This is a genomic window from Mucilaginibacter sp. (assembly GCF_039207105.1).
Taxonomy (GTDB): domain Bacteria; phylum Bacteroidota; class Bacteroidia; order Sphingobacteriales; family Sphingobacteriaceae; genus Mucilaginibacter.
Genome location: NZ_JBCECK010000252.1, coordinates 1 through 4,844, shown reverse-complemented (window position 1 = coordinate 4,844; position 4,844 = coordinate 1). Strand labels below are relative to the sequence as shown.

9 protein-coding genes are annotated in these 4,844 nt (G+C 40.0%); all 9 read left to right on the top strand.

Features of this window, described 5'->3' with window-relative positions; translation table 11 throughout:
• Nucleotides 1-5: 5 nt before the first annotated feature.
• The 9 genes from rpmD to rpsD all read left to right on the top strand — a co-directional run bounded on the left by rpmD (nt 6) and on the right by rpsD (nt 4,837).
• Complete coding sequence (rpmD, locus tag AAGC65_RS24990; RefSeq protein ID WP_183556590.1) at nt 6-185, top strand: 50S ribosomal protein L30; 180 nt, start codon at nt 6-8, stop codon at nt 183-185.
• Between the two features lie 4 nt (nt 186-189).
• A complete protein-coding gene (rplO, locus tag AAGC65_RS24985; protein ID WP_343115183.1) occupies nt 190-636 on the top strand; it encodes a 50S ribosomal protein L15 in 447 nt (148 codons plus the stop codon).
• Between the two features lie 6 nt (nt 637-642).
• Complete coding sequence (gene secY / locus AAGC65_RS24980; RefSeq protein ID WP_343115182.1) at nt 643-1,983, top strand: preprotein translocase subunit SecY; 1,341 nt, start codon at nt 643-645, stop codon at nt 1,981-1,983.
• 8 nt (nt 1,984-1,991) lie between these two features.
• Nucleotides 1,992-2,783 carry a type I methionyl aminopeptidase gene (gene map / locus AAGC65_RS24975; protein ID WP_343115181.1) on the top strand — a complete coding sequence of 264 codons (792 nt, stop codon included), beginning with the start codon at nt 1,992-1,994 and terminating at the stop codon, nt 2,781-2,783.
• A gap of 64 nt (nt 2,784-2,847) precedes the next feature.
• Nucleotides 2,848-3,066, top strand: coding sequence for a translation initiation factor IF-1 (infA, locus tag AAGC65_RS24970; RefSeq protein ID WP_022833270.1), 219 nt, complete (start codon nt 2,848-2,850; stop codon nt 3,064-3,066).
• A gap of 8 nt (nt 3,067-3,074) precedes the next feature.
• Nucleotides 3,075-3,191 (top strand): 50S ribosomal protein L36, encoded by a 117-nt coding sequence (gene rpmJ / locus AAGC65_RS24965; RefSeq protein ID WP_074487407.1) that lies wholly within the window; start codon nt 3,075-3,077, stop codon nt 3,189-3,191.
• Between the two features lie 70 nt (nt 3,192-3,261).
• Nucleotides 3,262-3,639, top strand: a complete 378-nt coding sequence (gene rpsM, locus AAGC65_RS24960; protein ID WP_343115180.1) for a 30S ribosomal protein S13 — start codon at nt 3,262-3,264, stop codon at nt 3,637-3,639.
• A 132-nt stretch (nt 3,640-3,771) separates the two neighbouring features.
• Nucleotides 3,772-4,161, top strand: a complete 390-nt coding sequence (gene rpsK / locus AAGC65_RS24955) for a 30S ribosomal protein S11 (RefSeq protein ID WP_321562457.1) — start codon at nt 3,772-3,774, stop codon at nt 4,159-4,161.
• 67 nt (nt 4,162-4,228) lie between these two features.
• Nucleotides 4,229-4,837, top strand: a complete 609-nt coding sequence (gene rpsD / locus AAGC65_RS24950; RefSeq protein WP_290324406.1) for a 30S ribosomal protein S4 — start codon at nt 4,229-4,231, stop codon at nt 4,835-4,837.
• Nucleotides 4,838-4,844: the final 7 nt, after the last annotated feature.

The window sequence follows — 4,844 nt, the reverse complement described above, 5'->3', positions numbered from 1 at the left end:
CAGTCATGGCCAAAATCAAAATTACACAGATTAAGAGCGTGATCGACAGAAGTGAACGCCAAAAGAAAACAATCGAAGCTTTAGGCTTACGTAAAATTAACCACAGTGTAGAAGTTGAAGCTACACCTGCTATAGTTGGTATGGTTAGAAAAGTTAACCACCTGGTAGCGGTAGAAAACATTTAATATTATGAACTTAAGTAATCTTAAACCTGCAGAAGGTTCTACTAAAAATAGAAAAAGAATTGGCCGTGGTACAGGTTCTGGCCGTGGCGGTACGTCAACCCGTGGCCACAAAGGCGCTGGTTCACGTTCAGGTACCAGCACTAAGGTTGGTTTTGAAGGCGGTCAGATGCCTTTACAACGCCGTGTGCCTAAGGTAGGTTTCAAAAACCCTAACCGTGTTGAATATACAGGTGTTAACTTGGATGTACTGCAAGGATTAGTTGAAAAATACTCATTGCAAGTAGTTGATCTGGATACACTGAAAGAACATGGTTTAGCTTCACGCAACGATCAGGTTAAAATCCTGGGCCGTGGCGAACTGAAAGCCAAATTAGAAGTAAAAGCACATGCATTTACTGCAACAGCGCAAAAAGCGATTGAAGCAGTTGGTGGTACCATAGTTAAGTTGTAAGTTTCAATGAAGAAATTTTTCACCACATTATCCAATATCTGGAAAATCGAAGATCTGAGAGTGCGTATTATTAACACACTCTTATTTCTTTTAATATATCGTGTAGGCTCATTCGTGGTTTTACCCGGTGTAAATGCTACATCAATATCAGACCATAAGGCAGAAGGATTAGTAGGATTGCTGAATATGTTTGCAGGGGGCTCGTTTTCACGTGCCTCTATTTTTGCGCTGGGTGTAATGCCTTACATTTCGGCTTCAATTGTGGTGCAACTGCTGGGTATTGCAGTACCTTATTTCACTAAACTTCAGAAAGAAGGCGAAAGCGGCCGTAACAAACTTAACCAGTGGACACGTTACCTAACCATAGGTATCACTGCCTTACAGGCTATAGGTTATGTGCGTTCACAAATAGGCCCTGATGCCCGTTTAGTTAGCGATCCACTGTTTACCATACTTACTACAATTGTATTAACCGCAGGTACATTATTTGTAATGTGGCTGGGCGAAAAAATTACAGATAAAGGTATTGGTAACGGTATATCATTAATTATCATGGTGGGTATCATTGCCCAATTGCCAGGTGCTTTTATTACAGAGTTCCAGTCACGTACCGCAGGTGCAGGTGGTTTGGTAACTTTTGTGGTTGAAATTGTAGCGCTTATAGGTGTAGTGATGTTCACCATACTTATAGTACAGGGTACACGTAAAATTGCCGTACAGTACGCTAAACGTATAGTGGGTAACAAGCAATATGGCGGCGTTCGTCAGTACATACCTTTAAAGGTAAATGCTGCCGGTGTTATGCCAATCATATTTGCTCAGGCATTAATGTTTATTCCGTCAACAGTACAACAGTTTTTCCCAACCGCTGCTTCAAATGGTGTTTTGATAGCATTATCAAACTATAATTCATGGGAGCATAACCTGTTGTTTGGTATATTAATTATCGTGTTTACTTATTTCTATACTGCTATTACGGTTAACCCTAACCAAATGGCAGATGATATGAAAAAGAACGGTGGTTTTATACCTGGTATTAAACCAGGAAAATCAACTGCTGATTTTATTGACGCTGTAATTTCAAGAATAACTTTACCAGGTTCAATATTTCTGGCGCTTATCGCGATTATCCCGGCATTAGCCAGTTTGGTTGGTGTATCGCCAATATTCGCGAGGTTCTTTGGTGGTACATCATTGATCATCCTGGTAGGTGTTGTTTTAGATACCCTGCAACAAATAGAAAGCCACTTGCTGATGCGCCATTACGATGGTTTAATGAAAACCGGAAGGATCAAAGGCCGCACGGCTATGCCTGCTGCTGCCGGAACAACCCCGACGGCTATCTAATTATAAGCATGTCAAAAATTCTTTATAAGTCTGCCGAGGAAATAGAATTGATCAGAGCCAGTGCTCTGCTAGTGTCCAGAACACATGCAGAGATAGCGAAAGTGATTGGCCCAGGTATAACAACTATTGAACTCGACAGACTTGCTGAAACCTTTATACGCGATAACGGCGGAATTCCTACTTTTTTAAACTACGGCGGGTTTCCATATTCTCTTTGCATTTCGCTTAATGATCAGGTTGTACATGGTTTCCCAGGAAAGTATACACTTGTTGAAGGAGATCTGGTATCTGTTGATTGCGGAGCTACACTAAATGGCTTCGTAGGTGATTCGGCTTACACTTTTGCTATAGGTGAGGTAAGCGACGAGGTTAAGAAACTGATGAGGGTAACCAAAGAGTGTCTTGAACTTGGCGTAGCTAAAGCCGTAGTAGGTATGCGGATAGGGGATATAGGATACGCTGTACAGGAACATGCCGAAAAGAATGGCTTTGGCGTAGTAAAGGAACTTGTAGGGCATGGCGTGGGGGTTAAACTTCACGAAAAGCCTGAAGTGCCTAACTACGGTAAACGCGGAGCCGGTATAAAGTTGGAAGAAGGAATGGTAATAGCGATTGAGCCCATGATCAATGCCGGCCGTGCTGGTGTGAAGTTCTGGGACGATGGATGGACCGTTTCAACTATCGACAAAAAGCCATCTGCGCATTATGAGCATACGGTAGCTATTGGTAAAGGTAAACCAGACATTTTATCGACATTTGATTATGTTGAAAATGTTTTGAAAGAAAAAAATAATAATTAAATAATTTTTTATTAATTTTGCATCCCGGTTTTAGGGCGGATAATTAAGTAATAATCAATAAAATATGGCTAAACAATCTTCGATTGAGCAAGACGGTACAATTAGAGAGGCATTGTCAAATGCAATGTTCAGGGTTGAACTTGAAAATGGTCATGAGATTATCGCACATATATCCGGCAAAATGCGTATGCACTACATTAAAATTTTACCTGGCGACAGAGTGAAGTTGGAGATGAGTCCATACGACTTAACAAAGGGTAGAATAACTTATAGATATAAATAAACAAAGAGATGAAAGTTAGAGCATCCATTAAAAAACGCAGCGCTGATTGCAAGATCATTCGCCGTAACGGGAAACTTTATGTTATTAACAAAAAGAATCCTAAATACAAACAGCGTCAGGGATAATTAAAAATTGTGATAAACCGTACAACGGTGGCCCGCCGTTCGGTTATCATCTAAAAAACAAATAATAAATATGGCAAGGATTTCAGGTATTGATTTACCGAAAAACAAAAGAGGTGAGATTGGACTTACCTACATTTACGGCGTAGGCCGTGCAACAGCTCAAAGAATTTTAACTGAAGCTGGTATTGATTTTAACACCAAAGTTCAGGATTGGACAGATGAGCAATTATCTGCAATTCGTGGAATTATCAACGATCAAATTAAAGTGGAAGGCGCGCTTCGTTCAGAAGTTCAGCTTAACATTAAACGTTTGATGGATATAGGTTGTTACCGCGGTACACGTCACCGTAAAGGTTTACCATTACGTGGTCAGCGTACTAAAAATAACTCACGTACCCGTAAAGGAAAACGTAAAACAGTTGCTAACAAAAAGAAAGCTACTAAATAATTGATTAATGGTTAGAGGGCTTTGGTTAGTTCTCGCTTTGTAAACCATTAGGAATACCTCATTTAAAAATTATAATTAATGAGTCCGAATTATTTGTTAATTCAGTAATTCATTAATTCAAAAAGTAAAAAAATGGCTAAAACCAAAAAAGTTACCAAAAAGCGTATTGTTATCGTTGAGCCGGTTGGCGAAGCACACATCAATGCAACTTTTAACAACATTATCATAACCCTTACAAACAAAACCGGTCAGGCTGTATCATGGTCTTCAGCTGGTAAAATGGGTTTCAAAGGTTCAAAAAAGAATACTCCTTACGCTGCTTCACAAGCTGCTGCCGATTGCGGTAAAGTTGCTTATGACTTAGGCTTACGTAAAGTTGAAGTATTTGTAAAAGGCCCTGGTGCCGGTCGTGAATCAGCTATCCGTACTTTGCAAACTGCAGGTATCGAAGTTACAACGATAAAAGATATTACACCGCTTCCACACAATGGTTGTCGTCCTTCAAAAAGAAGAAGAGTTTAATTAACAGATTTTTTAAAGCTAAGATTCGGCAGCTACAGGCTGCTTGATACTTTAAGAACACACACAAATGGCAAGATATACAGGTCCAAAATCCAAAATTGCACGCCGTTTCCGTGAGCCGATCTTCGGTCCGGATAAAGCGTTAGAGCGTAAAAACTATCCACCAGGAATGCACGGTGCTTCCAAACGTCGTGGAAAACAATCTGAGTATTCAACTCAGTTAATGGAGAAACAAAAAGTAAAATACACTTATGGTGTATTAGAGCGTCAGTTCGAAAACTTGTTTCACCGTGCATCAGCTAAAGAAGGTATCACAGGTGAAAACTTGCTGAAATTTTTAGAGGCTCGTTTAGATAACGCTGTTTACCGTTTAGGTATCGCTCCTACCCGTTCTGCAGCACGTCAATTGGTAAATCACAAACACATTAACGTTAACGGTGCTGTTGTAAACATTGCATCATACGCGTTAAAAGCTGGTGACGTGATCTCTGTACGTGAAAAATCTAAATCATTAGAAGCAATCACACTTTCAGTAGCCGGAAGAAGAATCAGCAAATACAGCTGGTTAGAATGGGATGCTAATAGCTTAACAGGTAAATTCCTGAACTATCCTAACCGCGACGAGATACCTGAAAACATTAAGGAAAACCTAATCGTCGAGTTGTACTCAAAATAATAACGAT

Bases quoted from the DNA above. Each gene is read 5' to 3' on its own strand.
- rpmD (WP_183556590.1), top strand. From the start codon at position 6: ATGGCCAAAATCAAAATTACACAGATTAAGAGCGTGATCGACAGAAGT.
- rplO (WP_343115183.1), top strand. From the start codon at position 190: ATGAACTTAAGTAATCTTAAACCTGCAGAAGGTTCTACTAAAAATAGA.
- secY (WP_343115182.1), top strand. From the start codon at position 643: ATGAAGAAATTTTTCACCACATTATCCAATATCTGGAAAATCGAAGAT.
- map (WP_343115181.1), top strand. From the start codon at position 1,992: ATGTCAAAAATTCTTTATAAGTCTGCCGAGGAAATAGAATTGATCAGA.
- infA (WP_022833270.1), top strand. From the start codon at position 2,848: ATGGCTAAACAATCTTCGATTGAGCAAGACGGTACAATTAGAGAGGCA.
- rpmJ (WP_074487407.1), top strand. From the start codon at position 3,075: ATGAAAGTTAGAGCATCCATTAAAAAACGCAGCGCTGATTGCAAGATC.
- rpsM (WP_343115180.1), top strand. From the start codon at position 3,262: ATGGCAAGGATTTCAGGTATTGATTTACCGAAAAACAAAAGAGGTGAG.
- rpsK (WP_321562457.1), top strand. From the start codon at position 3,772: ATGGCTAAAACCAAAAAAGTTACCAAAAAGCGTATTGTTATCGTTGAG.
- rpsD (WP_290324406.1), top strand. From the start codon at position 4,229: ATGGCAAGATATACAGGTCCAAAATCCAAAATTGCACGCCGTTTCCGT.